The sequence below is a fragment of the Clostridium sp. CCUG 7971 genome (assembly GCF_017590215.1).
Lineage (GTDB): Bacteria > Bacillota > Clostridia > Peptostreptococcales > Peptostreptococcaceae > Faecalimicrobium.
The window spans coordinates 1-19,901 of sequence record NZ_JAFFPK010000068.1; the positions used below are offsets into that span (position 1 = coordinate 1).

The window sequence follows — 19,901 nt, forward strand, 5'->3', positions numbered from 1 at the left end:
CCCACTGCTGCCTCCCGTAGGAGTTTGGACCGTGTCTCAGTTCCAATGTGGCCGATCACCCTCTCAGGTCGGCTACTGATCGTCGCCTTGGTAAGCCGTTACCTTACCAACTAGCTAATCAGACGCGGGTCCATCCTGTACCGCCGGAGCTTTGATAAGAAAGCCATGCGACTCTCTCATGTTATCCCGTATTAGCATACCTTTCGGTATGTTATCCGTGTGTACAGGGCAGGTTACCCACGCGTTACTCACCCGTCCGCCGCTCTTTCCCGAAGGAAATCGCTCGACTTGCATGTGTTAGGCACGCCGCCAGCGTTCATCCTGAGCCAGGATCAAACTCTTAAATATAAGTTTTGACTTGGGCTCAGATACTGTTATATATCTGGCTTTGTTTGGTTGTTTCAAATTCTATAAATTAACCTACTGTTTAATTTTCAAAGTTCTTATGTACTCCTCTTGAGTACTTTATTATAATAACAAGTATATCAATTTAAGTCAACACTTTTTTGCATTTTTTTACTTATTTTTCATTTTAATGAGTAAAAGGTTATATCTTAGCAATTTATTTACCTCGATATAACCTATTATCTTCATTTTTTTATTATTTATTCATAGTTGAACTAAAATATTTTTGAATACCTACATATATTGACCAAGCTATCTTTTCTTGATATTTTTCATCTACTAAAAGTTTAGCTTCTTTGTCATTAGATAAAAAACCACATTCTATTAAAGCTGAAGGTATTTCATTTTCTTTTAATACATATATATCTTCGCTTGGTTTTATCTCTCTATTATTTGTTTTATCTACCACTCTTTTAAGTTCTTGCTGTATGTATTTTGATAAATTTACAGAGTCCTCTTTTCCAGCAGGATAAAAAGTTTGAGCTCCATAATATTTAGATTCTGTAAATGCATTTGAATGAATTGATACAAACATATCTGCATTTGATTCCTTTATTATCTTTTTTCTGTTTTTTAAATTTTCATTATACTTTTGTCTTATTGTCTTATTACCATCTTCAGTATATAAACTACTATCATCTTCCCTAGTAAGTATTACAAGAGCACCACTTGATTCTAACAGTTCTCTAAGCTTAAGGGTAATAGCTAAGTTTACATCTTTTTCTTGTATCTCTTTATCATTACTTAATTTTCCCGGATCTATACCCCCATGACCTGCATCTAGTATTATAGTTTTATTGGTTACAGGCATATATTCCATGACATTCTCTGATACATTTTTTATTTCAAATATGGCTACTATCATTAGTAATAATGCTATAGCACCAAAGACTGTATGTTTCATATAGTTTCTCACAATATCACCCTGTATATTTATATTAAAAAAGACTTTGGAATATTCCAAAGTCTTTGTACAAACATAAATAATATAAAATTATCTCTTTGAGAATTGTGGAGCTCTTCTTGCTGCCTTTAATCCGTATTTCTTTCTTTCCTTCATTCTAGCATCTCTAGTTAAGAATCCTTCAGCTTTTAAAGCTGGTCTTAAATCTAAATCAGCTTTTAATAAAGCTCTAGATATACCATGTCTTATAGCTCCAGCTTGTCCAGTGAATCCTCCACCTTCAACTTTTACTATAACATCGTACTTAGTTTCATTGTTAGTTAAAACTAATGGTTGCTTAACATCTCTTATTAAAGTTTCGTAGTTGAAGTATTCTCCAACTTCTTTTCCATTTACTACTATATTTCCTTCACCTGCAACTAATCTTACTCTAGCAACAGAATGCTTTCTTCTTCCAGTTCCGTAATATTGAACGTTAGCCATGATAACTCCTCCTTTCACCCGTAATTATTATTTAAAGTTTAAAACTTCTGGATTTTGAGCTGCATGATCATGGTTAGCTCCTGCAAATACTCTTAATCTAGTCATCATTCTACTTCTTAATTTGTTCTTACATAACATACCGCTTACTGCGTGAGATACAACTTCTTCTGGTTTCTTTTCCATCATTTCTCTGTAAGTTATTTCCTTTAATCCACCTACATAACCTGTGTGGTATCTGTATAATTTTTGATCTAATTTCTTTCCTGTTAAAACTACCTTCTCTGCATTTACAACAACAACGAAATCTCCACCATCTACGTGAGGTGTGAAAGTAACCTTGTGCTTCCCTCTTAGTACTGTCGCTATTTCAGTTGCTAAACGACCTAATGTTTTTCCTTCAGCATCAACGATGTACCATTTTCTTTGTACATCAGCTGGCTTAGCTATATAACTCTTCATAGTTGTCCCTCCTTAACTTTTTTTCATATAAAAAATTTTACCGTTTATGTCAAGTCCGGGGCAAGTGGACTTATTAACACACTCTAACTTATTTTAATACATGCCCCCTGGTGTGTCAAGCTAATAATCAACTTTTTTAAGAAATAATCCGTGTGCTGGTGCTTTGTGACCAGCCTTACCTCTACTCCTGTAGTTAATTATATCTGCTAAACTTTCATTTATCCTTCCTCTGCCGATATCTACTAGTGTTCCTACTATTATTCTTACCATATTGTATAAAAATCCATTACCTTCTATCTCTAGAGTAATTAAATCTTCATGTCGTTCTAAAGTAATATCATATATAGTCCTTACAGTATCCTTTACAGACGATCCAGAGCTCATAAACCCTTTAAAGTCATGTTCTCCTATTAAATGTTTAGCTTCTTCACACATTCTTTCAAAATCAAGGTCATACTTAACATGGTATGATGTATCCTTGTATATAGGACTCCTATATAATTGATTATATATTAAATACCTATATCTTTTTCCTTTAGCACAATACCTGGAATGAAACTCATCCTCTACCTCGCTACAGGCAATTATAGATATGTCTTTAGGCAGCTTAGCATTTAATGCATTTGGTATCTTTTCTACAGGTATGCTTGACTCTATCTTAAAGTTAGCTACCTGGCCTAATGCATGCACTCCTGCATCGGTTCTTCCTGAACCTGTAATTTTAACTTCTTCTTTAGTTATTTCGTATATGGCTTTTTCTATGTTTCCTTGTATTCCTAAAGAATCTGGTTGCTTTTGCCATCCACAATAGTTTTCACCATTATACTGTATTGTAATCTTTATATTTCTCATTATATACCTCTTTAAATAAACCTTGTAGCTATAATAGCTCCTAAGTATATAACTTGTACAAAGTAAGCTACATAATCTGATTTAGTTATAATAGCCTCTTTCATCTTAGTTCTATTATATCCACCTCTATAACACCTAGCTTCCATTGCCATAGCAAGTTCATCAGCTCTTCTAAAAGCACTCACAAATAAAGGCACTAATAATGGAACTAGGTTCTTAGCTCTACTTATTATATTCTTACTTTCAAAGTCAGCTCCTCTAGACATTTGAGCCTTCATTATTTTATCAGTCTCATCTAGTAATGTAGGTATAAATCTTAATGCGATAGTCATCATCATAGCTAATTCATGAACCGGCAATCCTATCTTCTTAAATGGATTTAATAGCCTTTCTATACCATCTGTAAGCTCAATAGGAGATGTTGTTAATGTTAGTATTGATGTTCCTACAACTAGTAGTATAAGCCTTATAGCCATAAATATAGCTTGCTCTAACCCTTGGCTTGTTATACGCATGAATCCAAATGACCATATAACATCTCCCGGTAAGAAAAATACATTTATAACAAATGTAAATAGTATAATCCATTTTAATGGCTTTATACCTTTTACAATATATTTAACAGGTATATTAGATAGATTTATAACAGATACTAGTGATAATAAAACTATAGCATAAGGCCAAAACTTATTTATTATGAATAAAGATATCATAAATACAAAAGTAGCTATAAGTTTTACCCTAGCATCTAATTTGTGAATAGACGAATTAGTAGGATAATATTGTCCTATAGTTATATCTTTTAACATTTTTTTCTTCCTCTCATAATTTTTAATATTTCTTCTTTGGCTTCTTCTATTGTTAATATATCTTCTCTTATATCAAAACCTTGTTCTCTTAATTTAAAAGCAAGTTCTAAAACTTGAGGTATATCTAATCCTATTTCTTTTAATCTATCCGTATTAGAGTTAAAAACTTCTCTAGGAGTCCCCATAAATTCAACATTGCCCTTATTCATGACAATTATAGTTTTAGCTAATTTAGCCATATCATCCATACTATGTGATGATAATATTATTGTCATATTATTCTCTCTATGAAGCTTTTTTATAAGTTCAAATATTTCATCTCTTCCACCTGGATCTAAACCTGCTGTTGGCTCATCTAATATAAGAACTTCTGGTTTCATTGCTATAACACCAGCAATAGCCACCCTACGCTTTTGACCACCTGATAATTCAAATGGAGATTTACTTCTAAACTCCTCATAATTTAATCCTACAGCTTCCATAGATTCTTTTACTCTTTTATCTATTTCAGGTTGCTCTAATTCTAAATTAGAAGGTCCAAAAGCTATGTCCTTTTCTATTGTTTCTTCAAATAATTGATATTCTGGATATTGAAATACTACTCCAACTCTTTTCCTTATCTCTGTCAAGTTTAGTTTTGGATTAGTAATATTAAAATCATTTATATAAATTTCTCCTGATGAGGGTTTTATCAATCCATTCAAGTGTTGTATTAATGTAGATTTACCAGATCCAGTATGACCTATAAGACCAACAAAATCTCTATCTTTTATTTCAAGTGTAATATTATCTAATGCTTTACTTGCAAAAGGCATTCCTTCATCATATATATAAGTTAAATTTTTTACTATAATTGACATAATTTCATCACCATCTCATCCACAGTTAATATATCACTATCAACATCTAAACCTTCTTGTCTTAACAAACTAGATAGTTCAGTCATACAAGGTACATCTAGCCCTATACTTCTTAGCATATCTATATTGCTAAATACCTCACGTGGAGTACCTTCAAGTATTTTTTTACCTTTTTCCATTACTATAACTCTATCTGCCTCTACTGCTTCTTCCATAAAGTGAGTTATATGTAGTGTCGTTATATTTTCTTGTTTATTGAGTCTTTTTATTGTTTTCATAACCTCTTTTCTTCCAGATGGATCAAGCATTGCCGTTGCTTCATCAAATATAATGCATTTAGGTTTCATTGCTATTATACCCGCTATAGCTACTCTTTGCTTTTGTCCACCTGATAGTAAATGTGGTTGTCTATCTTTTAACTCATACATTCCAACACTTTTAAGAGATTCTTCTACTCTGTTTCTTATTTCGTTAGGTTCTATTCCTAAGTTCTCCGGACCAAAGGCTACATCTTCTTCTACTACAGTTGCAACTATTTGATTGTCTGGGTTTTGAAATACCATACCTGCAGTTTGTCTTATAGACCATAAATTATCTTCTTCTTTAGTATCTAAGCCATCTATAAGTATACTTCCCTCACTAGGCATTAAAATAGCATTTAGGTTTTTAGATAAAGTTGATTTACCCGATCCATTATGTCCTATTATTGCCACAAATTCACCTTTTTTTACCTCTAAATTTAAATTATCTATAGCTTTAAGTTTTTCTTCATCTGTTATATATTCAATGATAAGTTATTTACCTTAACTATACTGTTCATTCACTATACTCCTTTTCGTAAGTAGTATTAAAAAATCATTTTAAGTAGTATTATATCATAGTTTAAGTAAAAATTGGCAATGGTATTATATACAATACATTACAAATTTAATCATAAATAAAAAAACTTACATCAAATTAATATTTATATATCACAAGTTATTTTTATATAAACAAAAAAGGACTAAGCTATTAAGCCTAATCCTTCTCGTACTATACTAATTCTATAAAAGCCATTTCAGCAGCGTCGCCTTTTCTTGGTCCTTTTTTGATTATTCTAGTGTATCCACCATTTCTCTCAGCATATTTTGGAGCTATATCAGTGAATAAGTTGTTTACTACAGTTTCATCCATAACATATGCTAAAACTTGTCTTCTAGCGTGAAGATCTCCTCTTTTACCAAGAGTTATCATCTTTTCAGCCATTCTACGAGTTTCTTTTGCTCTAGTTACTGTAGTTTCTATTCTTCCACTTCTTAGTAAGTCAGTTACTAAGTTTCTTAACATAAGGTTTCTGTGAGAAGTCTCACGTCCTAATTTACGGTAAGTAGCCATACTATCCCTCCTTCACTCACTATTCTTCGCTTGGTTTAAGACCTAGTCCAAGTTCTTCTAACTTTTGGATTACTTCCTCTAAAGATTTCTTCCCTAGATTTCTAACCTTCATCATATCATCTTCAGACTTATTAGCTAATTCTTCAACTGTATTTATTCCCGCTCTCTTTAAACAGTTGTAAGATCTAACTGATAAATCTAATTCTTCTATTGTCATTTCAAGAACTTTTTCTTTTTGATCTTCTTCTTTTTCTACCATTATCTCAACATTGCTTACATGCTCTGTTAAGTCTATGAATAGATTTAAATGTTCAACTAGTACTTTAGCTGCAAGAGATATTCCTTCTTGAGGATTTATACTTCCATTAGTCCAAACATCAAGTACTAATTTATCATAATCTGTCTTTTGACCTACTCTTGTATTTTCAACATGGTAGCTCACTTTTTCAACAGGAGTATATATTGAATCTACAGGTAAAACACCTATAGGCATATGCTCTGTCTTGTTTTCTTCAGCTGAAACATATCCTCTACCTTTATCTACATATATTTCCATATTAAACTTAGCATTATCATCTAGCGTAGCTATCTTTAAATCCTTGCTTAATATTTCAACATCTGAAGGGCATATTATGTCTGCCCCTGTGATAGTGCATGGTCCTTGAGCATCTATTTTAAGTGTTCTACTTCCTTCACCATCTATAGTAGCTGAAAGCTCTTTTAATGCTAATATCATTTCAGTAACATCTTCTTTAACTCCAGGTACAGTTGAGAATTCATGAAGAACTCCATCTATTTTTATAGAGTTAACTGCAACACCTGGTAAAGATGATAATAATATTCTTCTTAAAGCATTACCTATAGTTATACCATAGCCTCTTTCAAGAGGTTCTATGACAAACTTTCCATATCTATAGTCTTCGCTAAGTTCGATTATATCTACTTTTGGTTTTTCTATTTCTATCATGGACAAAACCCTCCTTCAAATTTATTAATCCACTGAGGGTAAACAATTTCAAAATAAATTTTAAAATATGCTTATTACTTAGAGTAAAGCTCTATGATTAAGTGTTCTGCTATTTCAAGATCTATATCTTCTCTTGATGGAATAGCAACAACTTTAACTGTCATTTCTTCTAAGTTAGCTTCTAACCATTTAGGAGCTATTCTTGAGTTAGCTTCTACTAAAGCTTTGAATTTAGCAGATGACTTTGATCTTTCTTTAACTGTTATAACATCACCAGGTTTAACTGTTACAGAAGCTATATCAGTCTTATGTCCGTTTAATAAGAAGTGACCGTGTCCTACTAATTGTCTAGCTTCTTTTCTAGATGAAGCTAATCCCATTCTGTAAACAACGTTGTCTAATCTTCTTTCTAATAAACTTAATAAGTTTTCCCCAGTTATACCAGCCATTTTTTCAGCACGCTCGTATAAATTTCTAAATTGAGTTTCTAAAACTCCATATATCCTCTTAACCTTTTGCTTTTCTCTTAATTGTAATCCATAGTTAGAAACTTTCTTTCTTCCTTGTCCATGTTGTCCTGGAGCATAGTTTCTCTTAACTATAGCACATTTATCAGTATAACATCTGTCACCTTTAAGGAATAATTTCATTCCTTCTCTACGACACTGTCTGCATGATGCACCTGTGTATCTTGCCATGTCTTTACACCTCCTAATTTACTTGTTTATATAATTACACTCTTCTTCTCTTTGGTGGTCTACATCCGTTGTGAGGAATTGGAGTTACGTCTTTTATCATAGTTACTTCTAATCCAGTTGCTTGTAAAGCTCTTATAGCAGCTTCTCTTCCTGAACCAGGACCCTTTACGAATACTTCTACAGTTTTTAAACCGTGTTCCATAGCAGCCTTAGCAGCAGTTTCTGCAGCCATTTGAGATGCAAAAGGAGTAGCTTTCTTTGACCCTTTGAATCCTAATTGTCCTGAAGAAGCAGCTGATATAGCATTTCCATGAACATCAGTTAAAGTTATTATTGTGTTATTGAAAGTTGATTGTATATGAGCCTGACCACGTTCTATGTTTTTACGCTCTCTTCTTCTTACACGTGTAACTTTCTTTTTTGGTTTAGCCATTGATTTTCCCTCCTATCTAATTATTATTTCTTTTTCTTACGAGATACAGTTTTTCTAGGACCTTTTCTAGTTCTAGCATTAGTCTTAGTTCTTTGTCCTCTTAGTGGAAGACCTTTAGCATGTCTCATACCTCTGTAACATTTTATATCTCTTAATCTCTTTATGTTTAAAGCGATTTCTCTTCTTAAATCACCTTCAACTAAGAAATCACTATCTATTATCTTTCTTAAGTCGTTAACTTGCTCTTCTGATAAATCTTTTATTCTTGTATCAGCATTTATCTCAGCCTTAGCTAATATTTCATTAGAAGTTGCTTTCCCTATACCATATATATAAGTTAAAGCTATTTCCGCTCTTTTTTCTCTAGGTAAATCTACCCCAGCTATTCTTGCCATTATTCGCACCTCCTACACTTAGTTTTTAGTGTTTAAATATCCATATTATATTATAATACCACAAAATTTCCAGTATTTCGAACGTTTTGGTTAACATCACAATATAATATTATACTATATTAATCAATAAATTGCTAGTAATAATTTATTATCCTTGCTTTTGCTTATGCTTTGGATTTTCGCAGATAACCATTACTTTACCTTTTCTTTTTATTACTTTGCATTTTTCGCATATTGGTTTTACTGATGGTCTTACTTTCATTGTTAATCCCTCCTTAGACTAATATTAAATAGTCTACTTCTTACGCCAAGTGATTCTTCCTCTTGTAAGATCATATGGAGAAAGCTCAACATTCACCTTATCACCTTCAAGAATTCTTATGAAGTTCATTCTCAGCTTTCCAGATAAATGACATAATACCTCATGTCCATTTTCTAATTTTACTTTAAACATAGCATTAGGTAAGTTTTCAATAACTGTACCTTCAAATTCTATAACATCTTTTTTGGCCATTAACTAACCAAACCTCCATTTCATAAGTTAAATCGTTAAATTTAACTTAGATAGCATTATTTATACCTATCTATCAAGACTAAAGACTTGATAATATTATCGGTTCGTCTTCAGTAATAGCTATCGTATGCTCATAATGAGCTGATTTTTTGTTATCAATAGTAACAATAGTCCACCCATCCCTTAATGTTTTAACGTGGTATTTACCAGCGTTAACCATAGGTTCTATAGCTAAAACCATTCCTTCTTGAAGTCTTGGTCCTTTACCTGGTGGTCCATAATTAGGTATTTGAGGATCTTCATGAAGTTCTGAGCCAACTCCATGGCCTACTAAGTCCCTAACTACTGAGAAACCATGTTTCTCAACGTGTGCTTGTACTGCGTGTGAGATATCAGATAATCTATATCCTAGTTTAGCAAATTTTATGCCTTCATAGAAGCTTCCTTTTGTTACTTCTATTAATTTCCTATCCTCTTCAGATATTATCCCTACTCCATGAGTTTTCGCAGAGTCTGAATGATATCCTTTATAATAGGCTCCTATATCTAAACTTATAATGTCGCCTTCTTTTAATATCTTTTTACTTGGTATTCCATGTACTACTTCTTCGTTTATAGAAGCACATATAGAACCTAGAAAACCACCGTATCCTTTAAAAGAAGGGGTAGCATTATATTTTCTTATATTCTCTTCAGCCATTTTATCTAACTCTAAAGTAGATATTCCCGGAGTAATAGCTGCTTTTAATATCTCATGAGTTTCAGCGACAATCTTGCCAGCTTCCCTCATAAGTTCTATTTCTTTTTTGGATTTCAAAATAATCATTATTTTTCACATCCTAGAGCAATTACTATATCTTCAAATACCTTATCTATAGATTGTTGACCATTTATGTTAGCTATTATACCTTGAGAACTATAATAATCAACTAATGGTTTTGTTTCATCTAAATACACTTGTATTCTTTTAGATACAGTTTCTTCAGTATCATCTGCTCTTTGGTATAATTCTCCTTGGCATACATTACATATACCTTCTTCTTTAGGAGCATTAAACTCAACATGATACGTAGCACCGCAAGATTTACATATTCTTCTTCCTACAGCTCTGCCAACTAATATATTTTTATCAACTTCGATATTAACTACCTTGTCTAATTCTATACCAGCTTCTTTTAAAAACGTATCTAAATGTTCAGCTTGAGCAACATTTCTTGGGAATCCATCTAACATAAATCCATTTTTACAGTCATCTTGAGTTACTCTGTCTGTAACTAAACCTACAGTTAATTCATCTGGAACTAATAATCCTTGATCTATGTATCCTTTAGCTTTCTTTCCAAGCTCTGTTCCTTCTTTTATATTCTTTCTGAATATATCTCCTGTTGATATATGAGGTATATCGTATTTTTCTACTATTCCTGCTGCTTGTGTGCCTTTTCCTGCACCAGGAGGTCCAAGTAATATTATTCTCATATTATCATCTCCAATTTATTTTAAGAAACCTTGGTAGCTTCTCATAACTAAATTTGATTCTAACTGTCTCTTAAGTTCTAGTGCTACACCAACAACTATTAATAGAGATGTACCAACTAATGATATATTAAGTTTCATAAAGAACATAATAATCGCTGATACCATTACTATTGAAGCTAGGAATAACGCTCCAGCTAGAGTTAATCTTGATAATATCCTATTTAAATAATCAATTGTAGGTTGACCCGGTCTTATACCTGGGATAAATCCACCATTATTTTTCATATTATTTGCTATATCTTCTGTATTAAATGATACAGTTGTGTAGAAATAAGAGAAGAATACTATCAGCAGAACTTCAAGAGATCTATATATCCAAACTCCCGGTGAGCTTACCGGACTTAAGTAAGTTTGAACAAAACTTTGAGCATCTGCACCCATAAACATAGCTATCGTTTGAGGGAAAGCTAAAAGTGAACTAGCAAAAATTACTGGTATAACTCCTGATTGGTTTACTTTCATTGGTATATGAGAACTTTGTCCTCCATACATTTTTCTTCCAACAACTCTTTTAGCATATTGCACTGGGATTTTTCTAGTGGCTTCTTGTATATATGTAACCGCCGCTATTGTTATTAGTATTACTACTGCTAACAGAACAGCTGCCCATATTTGTATGTCCCCACTTTGAACCTTTTGAACAGTTGCTATAACATCTTTTGGTATACCTGAGATAATACCAATGAATATTATAACAGATCCTCCATTACCTAATCCTTTTTCAGTAATTTTGTCTCCTATCCACATTAACATCATACTCGCTGATACTAATGTTAAGATAACTGTAATAACAAAGAATGCACTCTTTGATATCAAGGCATTTTTTACAATTCCTAATGTTATTGCAGTTGCTTGCACAAAGGCTAATACTAATGCAATATATTTAGTATATTTATTAATTTTTTTCTTTCCTTCTTCACCAGACTTTTGAAGTTCTTCTAAACTTTCAAAACCTATAGTTAGAAGTTGTATTATAATAGATGCCGTTATAGATGGTCCTATTCCTAGAGCAAACAGTGTGAAGTTACTAAACGCTCCTCCTGTAAACATATTATATAAGGAAAGTAGACTATTATCGCCTACCATTGCCTTAATATAATCTGTATTTACTCCGGGAACAGGTATACTTGCACCTATTCTAAATACTATAATCATCATCAAAGTATATAATATTTTTCTTCTTACATCTTTAAGTTTCCAAGCTTGCTTTAACTGTGCTAACACGTTAACTCACCCCGCCTGTAAATGGCTCAGAGAGCAGATTAGATTAAACTAATTCTGCTTTTCCTCCAGCTTTTTCTATTTTTTCTTTAGCTGAAGCAGTGAACTTAGCAACTTTAACTGTTACAGCCTTTTCTAAGTTTCCTTCGCCTAAGATCTTAACGCCATCTTTTTCTATTTTGCTTATAGCACCAGTAGCTTTTAAAACTTCTGCAGTTATTTCTGCTCCGTTTTCAAATCTATTTAATAATTCAACGTTAACTTCTGTAAATACTTTTTTATTTGGATTAGAGAAACCTCTCTTAGGAAGTCTTCTAGCAAGTGGCATTTGTCCACCTTCAAATCCTATTCTAACTCCACCACCTGAACGAGACCATTGTCCCTTTTGTCCACGTCCTGCAGTCTTACCTTGTCCAGTTGCAGTACCTCTACCTAATCTTCTCTTAGCTTTTACTGCACCTTTAGCAGGTTTTAACTCATGTAACTTCATGGATTGCACCTCCTTATCGTACTTCAATCAAAATATTACTCAGCTATTTCAGTAACTTGTACTAAATGCTTAACTTTATTTATCATCCCTCTTGTTTGGGCATTATCTTCTTTAACAACTACTTGTTCTCTTTTTCTTAATCCTAACGCTTCTACGTTCTTTCTTTGGTTAGGAGTAGTTCCTATTGTACTTCTAACTAACTTTATTTGTAATTTAGCCATTTTTCACTACCTCCTTACCCTAGAAGTTCTTCAACTTTTTTACCTCTAAGTTTAGCTATATCTTCAACTGTTTTTAGAGAGTTAAGTCCTTCTATTGTAGCATTTACCATATTTCTTGGGTTGTTAGATCCTAAAGATTTAGCTCTAACGTCTGTTAATCCAGCTAACTCAAGTACCGCTCTAGCAGGTCCTCCAGCTATAACTCCTGTACCTTGCTTAGCAGGCATTATTAATATCTTTCCAGCTCCGAAGTGTCCGTTTACTTCGTGAGGAATTGTTGTACCAACCATTGGTACGTGTATAAGATTCTTCTTAGCATCTTCTACAGCTTTTTTGATAGCATCTGGTACTTCCATTGCTTTACCAGTACCTACACCAACGTATCCGTTTTCATCTCCAACTACTACTAACGCTGCAAATCTGAAGTTTCTACCACCTTTTACAACTTTAGTAACACGTCTTACTTCAACAACTTTTTCTTTTAAGTCAAGTTGTCTTGCATCTATTGGCTTACGACGTAACATGTGCATTTCCCTCCTTCTTACTTTTAATTAGAACTTAAGTCCAGCTTCTCTAGCACCTTCAGCTAACTCTTGAACTCTACCGTGATATAAGTATCCACCTCTGTCAAATACAACTTCAGTGATTCCTTTTTCTACAGCTTTCTTAGCGATCATTTCTCCAACTTTTCTAGCTGCTTCTTTGTTTCCTGTATGATTAACAGATCCTTTTACTTCTGCGTCTAATGAAGATGCAGCTGCAAGAGTTACTCTGTTAGTATCATCTATTATTTGAGCGTATATATTATTAGCACTTCTAAATATACATAATCTTGGTCTTTGAGTAGTTCCAGCTATTTTTCTACGAACTCTCTTATGTCTTTGAAGTCTATTAGCATTTTTATCAGCTTTTTTTATCATCAGGCTCACTCCTTTCTAGCGGTTATGTTTGGTATTATTTCTTACCAGTTTTACCTTCTTTACGTCTTACTACTTCACCAGCGTATCTTATACCTTTACCTTTGTATGGCTCTGGCTTTCTCCAGTCTCTTATCTTAGCAGCGTAGTTTCCTACTAATTGCTTATCGATACCTTTAACTATTAACTCAGTTTGGTTAGGAGCTTCAACAGTTATTCCTTCTGGATCTTCCATTTCTACTGGATGAGAGAACCCTAAGTTCATAACTAATTTCTTTCCTTGCTTTTGAGCTCTGTATCCAACACCTATTAATTCTAATTTCTTTTCGAAACCGTTAGTAACACCTACAACCATATTATCTAATAAAGTTCTAGTTAATCCGTGTAAAGATCTGTGTTGCTTGTTGTTAGTAGGTCTTTCAACAGTTATAGTATTTTCTTCTTGCTTTATAGTTAATGCACCATCAAATTGCTTAGTTAAAGTTCCTTTAGGTCCTTTTACTGTAACTACATTTCCTTCAGCTATAGTCACTTCAACACCTGCTGGTACAGTTATTGGCTTAACACCTATTCTTGACATAGTTGCACCTCCTTACATTGTTCGCTTATATTACCAAACGTAGCAGATTACTTCTCCACCAACATTTTCTTTTCTTGCTTGTCTATCAGTTATTATCCCTTTAGAAGTAGATATTATTGATATACCTAAACCATTTAATACCTTTGGTATTTCTTGGTTAGCAGCGTAAACTCTCATACCAGGTTTAGATATTCTCTTTAATCCTGATATAACTCTTTCGCCAGCTTGTCCGTACTTTAATTGCATTCTTATTATTCCTTGCTTTCCATCTTCTATAACATCGTAACCTTTTATGAAACCTTCTTCTAATAAGATTCTAGCTAATTCTTTCTTCATATTAGAAGCAGGAACATCAACAGTTTCATGCTTAACAACGTTAGCATTTCTTATACGAGTTAACATATCTGCTATTGGATCTGTCATTGTCATATTGAAAACCCTCCTTCCATTTTAATCAAGCTTTTACCAGCTTGCTTTTCTAACACCAGGTATTTGACCTTTGTACGCTAATTCTCTAAAGCATATACGGCATATACCAAATTTTCTTAAAACTGAATGTGGTCTACCACATATAGTACATCTAGTGTATTCTCTAGTAGCGTACTTTTGCTTCTTTTGTTGTTTAACAACCATCGCTTTTCTAGCCACTTGGAATCCCTCCTTCGTTTTAGCTTAGAAAATGGCCTTTTCTAAGCTTACTTAGAAAACGGCATTCCTAATAATTTTAATAATTCACGCGCTTCTTCGTCAGTCTTTGCAGTCGTAACGAATATTATATCCATTCCTCTTACTTTATCTACCTTATCGTATTCTATTTCAGGGAATATTAATTGTTCTTTTATACCTAAAGCATAGTTTCCTCTACCATCGAATGCGTTAGCGTTAACTCCTCTGAAGTCTCTAACTCTTGGTAAAGATACAGATACTAACTTGTCCATGAAGTAGAACATTTTGTCAGCTCTTAAAGTAACTTTTGCTCCTATTGGCATTCCTTCTCTTAATTTGAAGTTTGCAACAGATTTTCTAGCTTTAGTTGTAACTGGTTTTTGTCCAGAGATCATTTCCATCTCTTCAACAGCTTTTTCTAATCCTTTTGGATTTTCTCTAGCGTCACCCATACCCATGTTTATAACTATTTTGTCTAACTTAGGTATTTCCATAACGTTTTTATATCCAAATTTCTCCATTAAAGCAGGAGCAACTTCTTTCATGTATTTTTCTTGTAATCTAGAAGCCATTTAAGGTCCCTCCTTTCAAGCTATATTATATTTCTTTTCCGCTCTTAGCTGATACTCTAACTTTTTTCCCGTCTTTCATTTCGAATCTAACTCTTGTCCCTTTTCCTGATTCAGGATCAAGAGGCATTATGTTAGATATATGAATTGGGGCTTCTTTGTTTATTATTCCACCTTGTGGATTTATAGCACTTGGCTTTTGGTGCTTAGTTATTACGTTTACACCTTCAACTATTACTCTGTTAGCTTTAGGCATTACTTTAACAACTGAACCTTTTTTACCTTTATCTTTTCCTGCTATAACTACAACAGTGTCACCTTTTTTAACACGCATCATGTCCTATTGCACCTCCTTATTATAGTACTTCTGGAGCAAGAGAAACTATCTTCATGAATTCATTGTCTCTTAACTCTCTAGCAACAGGCCCGAATATACGAGTTCCTACTGGAGTCTTATCGTCTTTTATTATAACTGCAGCATTCTCGTCGAAAGATATATAACTTCCGTCTTTACGTCTCATGCCTTGCTTAGTTCTCACTATAACAGCTTTAACAACTTTACCTTTTTTTACAACTCCACCAGGTGTTGCACTTTTAACAGTAGCAACTATAACGTCGCCTATGTTACCATATCTTCTTTTACTTCCGCCTAGTACACGTATACATAGTATCTCTTTGGCTCCTGAGTTATCAGCAACTCTTAAACGTGTCTCTTGTTGTACCATATCGTAATCCCTCCTTTTCCAAAAAAACTACTTAACTTTCTCTACAACTTCTACTAGTCTGAATCTCTTATCTTTTGATAGAGGTCTAGTTTCCATTATTTTAACTTTGTCTCCGATGTTACATACGTTTTGCTCATCATGAGCCTTGAACTTAGCAGTTCTCTTAACTGGCTTATTATATAATGGGTGACGTACGAAATCTTCAACAGCAACAACTATAGTTTTATCCATTTTGTCACTTACAACACGGCCTATTCTAACTTTTCTTCTTCCTCTTTCCATGTTTAAAAGCCTCCTTTCCAAATTAAGCTCTAGTTTCGTTTAACTTTCTTTCAGCAAGGATAGTTTTAACTCTAGCTATATCCTTTTTAACGAACTTTATTCTTGCTGTATTTTCTAATTGACCAGTAGCTAATTGGAATCTTAAGCTAAATAATTCACTTTTGAAGTCATTTAATTTACTCATTAGCTCTTCGCCTGTTAAATCTCTTAATTCTTTAGCTTGCATCCTATTCACCACCCTTTACTTCTAAATCTTCACGTTTTACAAACTTACACTTAACTGGAAGTTTGTGCATCGCAAGTCTCATTGCTTCTCTTGCTTTATCTTCAGGAACACCTGCTAATTCGAACATAACTCTTCCTGGCTTAACTACAGCTACCCAGTATTCTGGAGAACCTTTCCCAGCACCCATACGAGTTTCAGCTGGTTTTCTTGTTACAGGCTTATGAGGGAATATTTTTATCCAAACCTTCCCGCCTCTTTTTATATATCTAGTCATCGCGATTCTGGCAGCTTCTATTTGATTAGAAGTTATCCAAGAAGCTTCTAATGAAACTAATCCGAACTCTCCGTAAGTAACTTTGTTACCTTTTTGAGCTGTACCAGCCATACTTCCTCTATGAACTCTACGACGCTTTACTCTTTTTGGCATTAACATGAGTATTTCCTCCTTCCTTAAACCTTACTAATATTAGTTTCCTCTGTTTTGAGTGTTTTGAGGTCTTGATCCTTGTGGTCTAGATCCTTGAGCACCTTGAGGTCTTGATCCTTGAGGTCTTGATCCTTGAGAACCTTGAGGTCTTTGTCCTCTATCGTTTCTTCTGTTATCATTTCCTCTTCTATCGTTTCTTCTATTGTCTCTTCTATCGTTTCTCTTATTGTCTCTTCTATCGTTTCTTCTTTCTTCTCTTGGATTTACACCGTTTCTAGTTGGTAAAACTTCACCGTTGCATATCCAAACCTTGATACCAGTCTTTCCGTAAGTAGTATCAGCTTCAGCGAAACCATATTCTATATCAGCTCTAAGTGTTTGTAAAGGTACATTTCCTTCGCTGTATCCTTCAGTTCTAGCCATTTCTGCTCCACCTAATCTTCCTGATGCAGAAACTTTTATCCCTTTAACACCTGACTTCATAGCTCTTTGTATAGCTTGCTTCATAGCTCTTCTGAAAGCAACCCTTCTTTCTATAGCTAATGCTATATTTTCTGCTACTAATTGAGCATTTTTATCTGGGTTTCTAACTTCAACTATGTTAACTATAACAGTTTTCTTAGTCATTTTTTCTAATTCAGCTTTTAATGCATCTATTCCTGCACCAGCTCTTCCTATAACTACACCTGGCTTAGCAACGTGTAAGTCTAATTTAAGCTTGTTTGCTGATCTTTCTATTTCTATATTTGCTACACCAGCAGAATATAATCTTTTCTTTAAGAATTTACGAACATTATGGTCTTCTAATAATAAGTTTCCGAATTCTTTTTTATCAGTTGCGAACCATCTTGAGTCCCAATCTTTTATAACACCGACTCTTAGTCCGTGTGGATTAACCTTTTGACCCATTATTTTCCCTCCTATCTACTAATTATTTTTTTTCCTTTAAAACAACCTCTATGTGAGAAGTTCTTTTTCTTATCATTGTTGCACGTCCCATAGCTCTAGGCATGAATCTCTTCATTGTTGGCCCTTGGTTTGCAACTACTGATGCTATATATAAATTTTCAACATCCATTTCATGGTTGTTTTCAGCGTTTGCTTTAGCAGATTTAACAACTTTAGCTATTATTGAAGCCGCTCCTCTTGGAGTGAACTTTAATATTGCTAATGCTTCATTAACATTCTTTCCTCTAACAAGGTCACAGATTTGTCCTGCTTTTCTTGATGATACACGTACATATTTAGCAGTAGCTTTTGCTTCCATTTGCTATTCCTCCTTCCTTAGTCAGAAATTATTATTTTCTTTTATTAGATTTTTCGTCGTCCTTATGTCCTTTGAAAGTTCTTGTAGGAACGAACTCACCTAATTTGTGTCCAACCATGTCTTCTGTTATGAAAACAGGCACATGTCTTCTTCCATCATGAACAGCTATAGTATGTTCTACCATTTGAGGGAATACAGTTGAAGTTCTTGACCAAGTCTTTATAACTTCTCTGTTTCCGCTAGCGTTCATAGCTTCTATCTTCTTTAAAAGTCTCGCATGGACGAAAGGTCCTTTTTTAGTTGATCTTGACATTTAATTTCCTCCTTTCCGAGCAAAAAGTAAATCTATTACTTAGTTCTTCTTGATACTATTAACTTATCAGAAGCTTTATTTTTCTTTCTAGTTTTGTATCCAAGTGCTGGTTTACCCCATGGAGTAACTGGTGAAGGTCTACCTATTGAAGTTCTACCTTCCCCACCACCGTGTGGATGGTCACAAGGGTTCATTACAGATCCTCTTACAGTAGGTCTTATACCCATATGTCTTTTTCTACCTGCTTTACCTATAACAACGTTACCGTGTTCTATATTACCAACTTGTCCTATAGTAGCTTTGCAATCTATGCTTACAAATCTCATTTCCCCTGATGGTAATCTTAATAAAGCTTTCTTTCCTTCTTTAGCCATTAATTGAGCAGAAACTCCAGCAGATCTAACTAACTGAGCACCTTTTCCTGGCTTTAATTCTATGTTGTGAACAACAGTACCTACTGGCATATCCTTTAATGCTAAAGCATTTCCTGGCTTTATGTCAGCTGTTGGTCCTGATAATATTGTAGTTCCAACTTGTAATCCAACTGGAGCTAATATATATCTCTTTTCACCATCTGCATAGTGTAATAAAGCTATGTTAGCTGTTCTGTTTGGATCGTATTCGATAGTAGCAACTTTTGCTGGTACTCCGTCTTTATTTCTCTTGAAATCTATTATTCTATATTTTCTTCTGTTTCCTCCACCTCTGTGACGAACAGTTATTTTACCTTGTGCATTTCTACCAGCGTTCTTCTTTAGTGAAACTAAAAGAGATCTTTCTGGTTCATTACAAGTTATTTCATCAGAAATTAAAACTGTCATTTGTCTTAAGGCAGGAGAAGTTGGTTTAAACTTTTTTATAGCCATCTGTTTTCCCTCCTTCGTTTGCTAGGGTTAATTACATTCCTTGGAAGAATTCTATTTCTTTACTATCAGCAGCTAATTTTACTACTGCTTTTTTAAAGCTTGCAGTTCTTCCTTCATGTTTACCCATTCTTTTAACTTTTCCATCGTAGTTTAATGTATTTACTTTTTCTACATTAACTGCGAATATAGCTTCTACAGCTTTCTTTATTTCAGTTTTGTTTGCGCCTTTAGCAACAACAAAAGTGTATTTCTTTTCAACCATCTCGGCCATACTTTGCTCAGTTACAACTGGCTTTAATATTATATCATGTGGATTAGTCATTATGCGTACACCTCCTCCACTTTTTTAACAGCGTCTGTAGTTATTATGAATGAATCATACTTTAATATATCGTAAACATTTATAGTGTTAACTGTAGCAGCTTGAACACCTTCTAAGTTT

35 protein-coding genes, 1 rRNA gene and 1 pseudogene are annotated in these 19,901 nt (G+C 33.7%); all 37 read right to left on the bottom strand.

Features of this window, described 5'->3' with window-relative positions; translation table 11 throughout:
* Positions 1-348, bottom strand: a 16S ribosomal RNA gene (locus JWF52_RS09795); the annotation flags it as partial.
* Between the two features lie 253 nt (positions 349-601).
* Positions 602-1,321 (bottom strand): N-acetylmuramoyl-L-alanine amidase CwlD, encoded by a 720-nt coding sequence (gene cwlD / locus JWF52_RS09800; RefSeq protein ID WP_353654913.1) that lies wholly within the window; start codon positions 1,319-1,321, stop codon positions 602-604.
* 78 nt (positions 1,322-1,399) lie between these two features.
* Positions 1,400-1,792, bottom strand: a complete 393-nt coding sequence (rpsI, locus tag JWF52_RS09805) for a 30S ribosomal protein S9 (RefSeq protein WP_208333395.1) — start codon at positions 1,790-1,792, stop codon at positions 1,400-1,402.
* 27 nt (positions 1,793-1,819) lie between these two features.
* Positions 1,820-2,251 (bottom strand): 50S ribosomal protein L13, encoded by a 432-nt coding sequence (gene rplM / locus JWF52_RS09810; RefSeq protein ID WP_208333396.1) that lies wholly within the window; start codon positions 2,249-2,251, stop codon positions 1,820-1,822.
* Positions 2,252-2,371: 120 nt separating this feature from the next.
* Complete coding sequence (gene truA / locus JWF52_RS09815; RefSeq protein WP_208333397.1) at positions 2,372-3,103, bottom strand: tRNA pseudouridine(38-40) synthase TruA; 732 nt, start codon at positions 3,101-3,103, stop codon at positions 2,372-2,374.
* 11 nt (positions 3,104-3,114) lie between these two features.
* Positions 3,115-3,912, bottom strand: coding sequence for an energy-coupling factor transporter transmembrane component T family protein (locus JWF52_RS09820; RefSeq protein ID WP_208333398.1), 798 nt, complete (start codon positions 3,910-3,912; stop codon positions 3,115-3,117).
* Positions 3,906-4,772: an energy-coupling factor transporter ATPase gene (locus tag JWF52_RS09825; RefSeq protein ID WP_208333399.1), complete on the bottom strand. Its 867-nt coding sequence runs from the start codon at positions 4,770-4,772 to the stop codon at positions 3,906-3,908. The genes JWF52_RS09820 and JWF52_RS09825 overlap by 7 nt, the downstream gene beginning before the upstream one ends.
* On the bottom strand, positions 4,760-5,563 hold the full coding sequence (locus JWF52_RS09830) for an energy-coupling factor transporter ATPase (RefSeq protein WP_208333415.1): 804 nt from the start codon (positions 5,561-5,563) through the stop codon (positions 4,760-4,762). The genes JWF52_RS09825 and JWF52_RS09830 overlap by 13 nt, the downstream gene beginning before the upstream one ends.
* A 241-nt stretch (positions 5,564-5,804) precedes the next feature.
* The gene (gene rplQ, locus JWF52_RS09835) at positions 5,805-6,146 is read right to left on the bottom strand and encodes a 50S ribosomal protein L17 (RefSeq protein ID WP_208333400.1); all 342 of its coding nucleotides are present in this window, start codon (positions 6,144-6,146) and stop codon (positions 5,805-5,807) included.
* A 19-nt stretch (positions 6,147-6,165) separates the two neighbouring features.
* The gene (locus JWF52_RS09840) at positions 6,166-7,113 is read right to left on the bottom strand and encodes a DNA-directed RNA polymerase subunit alpha (protein WP_042278293.1); all 948 of its coding nucleotides are present in this window, start codon (positions 7,111-7,113) and stop codon (positions 6,166-6,168) included.
* Between the two features lie 74 nt (positions 7,114-7,187).
* Positions 7,188-7,811 carry a 30S ribosomal protein S4 gene (gene rpsD, locus JWF52_RS09845; RefSeq protein WP_042278291.1) on the bottom strand — a complete coding sequence of 208 codons (624 nt, stop codon included), beginning with the start codon at positions 7,809-7,811 and terminating at the stop codon, positions 7,188-7,190.
* Positions 7,812-7,845: 34 nt separating this feature from the next.
* The gene (gene rpsK, locus JWF52_RS09850) at positions 7,846-8,244 is read right to left on the bottom strand and encodes a 30S ribosomal protein S11 (protein ID WP_042278289.1); all 399 of its coding nucleotides are present in this window, start codon (positions 8,242-8,244) and stop codon (positions 7,846-7,848) included.
* A gap of 23 nt (positions 8,245-8,267) precedes the next feature.
* Positions 8,268-8,639, bottom strand: a complete 372-nt coding sequence (gene rpsM, locus JWF52_RS09855) for a 30S ribosomal protein S13 (RefSeq protein ID WP_208333401.1) — start codon at positions 8,637-8,639, stop codon at positions 8,268-8,270.
* Positions 8,640-8,787: 148 nt separating this feature from the next.
* On the bottom strand, positions 8,788-8,901 hold the full coding sequence (gene rpmJ, locus JWF52_RS09860) for a 50S ribosomal protein L36 (protein WP_002509257.1): 114 nt from the start codon (positions 8,899-8,901) through the stop codon (positions 8,788-8,790).
* Between the two features lie 33 nt (positions 8,902-8,934).
* Positions 8,935-9,153 (bottom strand): translation initiation factor IF-1, encoded by a 219-nt coding sequence (gene infA, locus JWF52_RS09865; protein WP_085283662.1) that lies wholly within the window; start codon positions 9,151-9,153, stop codon positions 8,935-8,937.
* Positions 9,154-9,232: 79 nt separating this feature from the next.
* The gene (gene map / locus JWF52_RS09870; protein WP_208333402.1) at positions 9,233-9,979 is read right to left on the bottom strand and encodes a type I methionyl aminopeptidase; all 747 of its coding nucleotides are present in this window, start codon (positions 9,977-9,979) and stop codon (positions 9,233-9,235) included.
* Entirely contained in the window at positions 9,979-10,629 is a 651-nt protein-coding gene (locus JWF52_RS09875) for an adenylate kinase (protein WP_208333403.1), read from the bottom strand. Before JWF52_RS09875 ends, map begins: the two co-directional genes overlap by 1 nt.
* A 15-nt stretch (positions 10,630-10,644) precedes the next feature.
* Positions 10,645-11,913: a preprotein translocase subunit SecY gene (gene secY / locus JWF52_RS09880; RefSeq protein WP_208333404.1), complete on the bottom strand. Its 1,269-nt coding sequence runs from the start codon at positions 11,911-11,913 to the stop codon at positions 10,645-10,647.
* A gap of 43 nt (positions 11,914-11,956) precedes the next feature.
* On the bottom strand, positions 11,957-12,400 hold the full coding sequence (rplO, locus tag JWF52_RS09885) for a 50S ribosomal protein L15 (RefSeq protein WP_042278274.1): 444 nt from the start codon (positions 12,398-12,400) through the stop codon (positions 11,957-11,959).
* A 35-nt stretch (positions 12,401-12,435) separates the two neighbouring features.
* Positions 12,436-12,621, bottom strand: a complete 186-nt coding sequence (gene rpmD, locus JWF52_RS09890) for a 50S ribosomal protein L30 (protein WP_026899695.1) — start codon at positions 12,619-12,621, stop codon at positions 12,436-12,438.
* A gap of 14 nt (positions 12,622-12,635) precedes the next feature.
* A complete protein-coding gene (gene rpsE, locus JWF52_RS09895) occupies positions 12,636-13,145 on the bottom strand; it encodes a 30S ribosomal protein S5 (protein WP_042278271.1) in 510 nt (169 codons plus the stop codon).
* A 27-nt stretch (positions 13,146-13,172) separates the two neighbouring features.
* Positions 13,173-13,541 carry a 50S ribosomal protein L18 gene (gene rplR, locus JWF52_RS09900; protein ID WP_042278269.1) on the bottom strand — a complete coding sequence of 123 codons (369 nt, stop codon included), beginning with the start codon at positions 13,539-13,541 and terminating at the stop codon, positions 13,173-13,175.
* Between the two features lie 34 nt (positions 13,542-13,575).
* On the bottom strand, positions 13,576-14,118 hold the full coding sequence (rplF, locus tag JWF52_RS09905; RefSeq protein WP_208333405.1) for a 50S ribosomal protein L6: 543 nt from the start codon (positions 14,116-14,118) through the stop codon (positions 13,576-13,578).
* A gap of 30 nt (positions 14,119-14,148) precedes the next feature.
* The gene (rpsH, locus tag JWF52_RS09910) at positions 14,149-14,547 is read right to left on the bottom strand and encodes a 30S ribosomal protein S8 (RefSeq protein WP_208333406.1); all 399 of its coding nucleotides are present in this window, start codon (positions 14,545-14,547) and stop codon (positions 14,149-14,151) included.
* 33 nt (positions 14,548-14,580) lie between these two features.
* Positions 14,581-14,766: a type Z 30S ribosomal protein S14 gene (locus JWF52_RS09915; protein WP_021127555.1), complete on the bottom strand. Its 186-nt coding sequence runs from the start codon at positions 14,764-14,766 to the stop codon at positions 14,581-14,583.
* A gap of 47 nt (positions 14,767-14,813) precedes the next feature.
* On the bottom strand, positions 14,814-15,356 hold the full coding sequence (rplE, locus tag JWF52_RS09920; protein ID WP_042278262.1) for a 50S ribosomal protein L5: 543 nt from the start codon (positions 15,354-15,356) through the stop codon (positions 14,814-14,816).
* 25 nt (positions 15,357-15,381) lie between these two features.
* The gene (gene rplX, locus JWF52_RS09925; RefSeq protein WP_208333416.1) at positions 15,382-15,687 is read right to left on the bottom strand and encodes a 50S ribosomal protein L24; all 306 of its coding nucleotides are present in this window, start codon (positions 15,685-15,687) and stop codon (positions 15,382-15,384) included.
* Positions 15,688-15,709: 22 nt separating this feature from the next.
* The gene (gene rplN / locus JWF52_RS09930; RefSeq protein WP_042278261.1) at positions 15,710-16,078 is read right to left on the bottom strand and encodes a 50S ribosomal protein L14; all 369 of its coding nucleotides are present in this window, start codon (positions 16,076-16,078) and stop codon (positions 15,710-15,712) included.
* Positions 16,079-16,105: 27 nt separating this feature from the next.
* Positions 16,106-16,360, bottom strand: coding sequence for a 30S ribosomal protein S17 (rpsQ, locus tag JWF52_RS09935; RefSeq protein ID WP_208333407.1), 255 nt, complete (start codon positions 16,358-16,360; stop codon positions 16,106-16,108).
* A gap of 22 nt (positions 16,361-16,382) precedes the next feature.
* The gene (rpmC, locus tag JWF52_RS09940) at positions 16,383-16,586 is read right to left on the bottom strand and encodes a 50S ribosomal protein L29 (RefSeq protein ID WP_208333408.1); all 204 of its coding nucleotides are present in this window, start codon (positions 16,584-16,586) and stop codon (positions 16,383-16,385) included.
* A gap of 1 nt (position 16,587) precedes the next feature.
* Positions 16,588-17,019 carry a 50S ribosomal protein L16 gene (rplP, locus tag JWF52_RS09945; protein ID WP_208333409.1) on the bottom strand — a complete coding sequence of 144 codons (432 nt, stop codon included), beginning with the start codon at positions 17,017-17,019 and terminating at the stop codon, positions 16,588-16,590.
* Positions 17,020-17,262: 243 nt separating this feature from the next.
* Positions 17,263-17,922: pseudogene (gene rpsC, locus JWF52_RS09950) on the bottom strand (30S ribosomal protein S3); the annotation flags it as partial.
* A 22-nt stretch (positions 17,923-17,944) separates the two neighbouring features.
* Complete coding sequence (gene rplV / locus JWF52_RS09955; RefSeq protein ID WP_208333411.1) at positions 17,945-18,280, bottom strand: 50S ribosomal protein L22; 336 nt, start codon at positions 18,278-18,280, stop codon at positions 17,945-17,947.
* Positions 18,281-18,311: 31 nt separating this feature from the next.
* On the bottom strand, positions 18,312-18,593 hold the full coding sequence (rpsS, locus tag JWF52_RS09960; RefSeq protein ID WP_042278249.1) for a 30S ribosomal protein S19: 282 nt from the start codon (positions 18,591-18,593) through the stop codon (positions 18,312-18,314).
* 35 nt (positions 18,594-18,628) lie between these two features.
* Entirely contained in the window at positions 18,629-19,459 is an 831-nt protein-coding gene (gene rplB / locus JWF52_RS09965; RefSeq protein WP_208333412.1) for a 50S ribosomal protein L2, read from the bottom strand.
* 31 nt (positions 19,460-19,490) lie between these two features.
* Positions 19,491-19,784, bottom strand: a complete 294-nt coding sequence (rplW, locus tag JWF52_RS09970) for a 50S ribosomal protein L23 (protein WP_353654914.1) — start codon at positions 19,782-19,784, stop codon at positions 19,491-19,493.
* The coding region (rplD, locus tag JWF52_RS09975) for a 50S ribosomal protein L4 (protein WP_208333417.1) at positions 19,781-19,901 on the bottom strand (121 nt) is incomplete at its 5' end. The genes rplD and rplW, both read right to left, overlap by 4 nt.